This is a genomic window from Arthrobacter sp. 2YAF22_2 (assembly GCF_052114645.1).
Classification (GTDB): Bacteria; Actinomycetota; Actinomycetes; order Actinomycetales; family Micrococcaceae; genus Arthrobacter.
The window spans coordinates 1-2,312 of record NZ_JBFRFD010000545.1 but is presented as its reverse complement, the minus strand read 5'-3'; the positions used below and the strand labels follow the sequence as shown (position 1 = coordinate 2,312).

The window sequence follows — 2,312 nt, the reverse complement described above, 5'->3', positions numbered from 1 at the left end:
GCCGAGCTCCTCTTCCTCTGCCGCTCCGGYGTGCGCTATGTCGCCGCCGCCAACGCCGCCGCGGCCGCCGGCTTCACCGCCTACAACGTGCTGGAGGGCTTCGAGGGCCAACCGGACGAGACCGGCGCCCGGACTGTAAACGGCTGGAAGAACCGCGGCCTCCCCACCCACGGCGGAAGCACTAAATGAGCTTCAATCCCGACGCCCAGGGCTGGAGCCCGGAAACCCAGGCCGTCCGCGGCGGCCTCGACCGCACCGGGTTCCAGGAAACAACCGAGCCGATCTTCCTGAACTCCGGCTTCGTCTACGAATCCGCCGCCGCCGCGGAACGCGCCTTCACCGGCGAGGACGAGCGCTTCGTCTACTCCCGCTACGGGAACCCCTCCGTAGCCACCTTCCAGGAACGGCTCCGGCTCCTGGAAGGGACCGAGGCGTGCTTCGCCACGGCGTCGGGCATGTCCGCGGTCTTCACCGCGCTCGGGGCGCTGCTCGCGGCGGGCGACCGCGTGGTCGCGGCCCGGTCGCTCTTCGGATCCTGCTTCGTGATCCTGAACGAGATCCTGCCGCGCTGGGGGGTGGAGACGGTCTTCGTGGACGGCCCGGACCTCGAACAGTGGCGGGCGGCGCTGTCGGTGCCGACCACCGCGGTGTTCTTCGAGTCGCCGTCGAACCCGATGCAGGAGATCGTGGACATTGCGGCCGTGAGCGAACTGGCGCACGCCGCCGGCGCCACGGTGGTGGTCGACAACGTCTTCGCCACTCCCCTGCTGCAGCGTTGCGGCGAGCTCGGCGCCGACGTGGTCGTGTACTCCGGCACCAAGCACATCGACGGCCAGGGCCGGGTGCTCGGCGGCGCGATCCTGGGCACCAAGGAGTTCATCGAGGGCCCGGTCAGGCAGCTCATGCGCCACACCGGTCCGGCCCTATCCGCCTTCAACGCCTGGGTTTTAAGCAAGGGCCTGGAAACGATGGCCCTGCGGGTAAGCCATTCCTCGGCCTCCGCGCTGCGGCTGGCCCAATGGCTCGAGGAACAGCCGGCCGTGAGCTGGGTCAGGTACCCGCTGCTGGCGTCCCATCCGCAGTACGAGCTGGCCGCCCGGCAAATGAAGGCCGGCGGCACCGTGCTGACTCTCGAGCTTGCGCAGTCGCCCGGGCGCTCGGCGAAGGCCGCCGCCTTCGCGCTGCTGGATGCGTTGCGGATCATCGATATCTCCAACAACCTCGGCGATTCCAAGTCGCTGATCACCCATCCGGCCACCACCACCCACCGCGCCATGGGGCCCGCCGGGCGTGCCGCGATCGGCCTCAGCGACGGCGTCGTGCGCCTGTCGGTGGGCCTGGAGGACGTCGATGACCTGATCCGCGACCTGGGGCAGGCGCTCAAGCAGGTCTAGCCGCGGCCAGGCCTAGCCACGGCGCACCCGTGACAGCACCGGGGCCGGTTCCGCAGCAGTGTCGGCGTCGGCGCCGCGCAGCGTGACGCGCACGGCGTGGGCGACGACGGCGGCCAGGCCGGCGTCGTCGGCGGGGTTGTCCAGCCCCGGGGCGCGGAGTGCCTGCCGCTGCAGCTGTGAACCCGTACCGTTCGCCAGGATCCGGTCCACGCCGCGGCGGGCCAGCTCCAGTTCCCCCTGCTCGGCGAGGACGGGCGCCAGGAACTCCACCAGCGCGTGCACCACCTCGGCCGCCGGCGCCGGCCGGAAGCTCCCGAAGTCCAGCAGCTTGCCGCGCAAGCCGCAGTTGCTGGCCTGCCAAGCCGCCATCTTCAGCAGCACCGTGGGCACCGGAGCGGGATCCACGCCGTCGCGCCACTCCCGGCTGGCTGACTCCACGAGGGCGCGCACCAGCACGGCGATCAGCGCGGCATCCTCCGCGCGCAGGCAGACGTCCGCAACCCGGACCTCCACGGTGGGGTGATAGCGGGCCAGCCGGGCATCGAAATAGACCATGCCCTCGTCAAAGAGCACCCCGGTCTCCAGCAGCCGGGAAACGACGCGCCGGTACATTGCCACGCTGCCGAAGATCATGGAGGGCCCGGCCGCCGGCCAGCGGTTCCACGCCTGCGTGCGGTAGCTTTCGAAGCCGGTCACCGTACCGTTCCAGAACGGCGAGTTGGCGCTGATCGCAATCAACACCGCCAGTTTGTCGCGGATCCGGTCCAGGACTGCCACGCCTTCCTCAGGGGAGCCGATGCTGGTGTGGACGTGGAAGCCGCAGGTGAGCTGTTCCCGCACGGTGAGGCCGAAGCGTTGCTGCATGCTGGCATACCGCGGCTTGGGCGTCGTGTGGGTGGTGGATGCCCGGGGCGACGT

The 2,312-nt window shown here is 70.4% G+C and carries 2 protein-coding genes and 1 pseudogene; 2 read left to right on the top strand and 1 reads right to left on the bottom strand.

Going from position 1 to position 2,312, the window contains the following annotated elements; all coding sequences use genetic code 11:
* Together AB4Y86_RS17090 and AB4Y86_RS17085 are read left to right on the top strand one after the other, a co-directional pair.
* Positions 1-189, top strand: a pseudogene (locus AB4Y86_RS17090) (rhodanese-like domain-containing protein); the annotation flags it as partial.
* Positions 186-1,394: an O-succinylhomoserine sulfhydrylase gene (locus AB4Y86_RS17085; RefSeq protein WP_441403359.1), complete on the top strand. Its 1,209-nt coding sequence runs from the start codon at positions 186-188 to the stop codon at positions 1,392-1,394. The pseudogene AB4Y86_RS17090 and the gene AB4Y86_RS17085, both read left to right, overlap by 4 nt.
* Positions 1,395-1,406: 12 nt before the next feature.
* Here AB4Y86_RS17085 and AB4Y86_RS17080 read toward each other — a convergent pair.
* Positions 1,407-2,312, bottom strand: a 906-nt coding sequence (locus AB4Y86_RS17080; RefSeq protein ID WP_441403358.1) for a glutamate--cysteine ligase, incomplete at its 5' end; no start/stop codon positions are given.

Bases quoted from the DNA above. Each gene is read 5' to 3' on its own strand.
- AB4Y86_RS17085 (WP_441403359.1), top strand. From the start codon at position 186: ATGAGCTTCAATCCCGACGCCCAGGGCTGGAGCCCGGAAACCCAGGCC.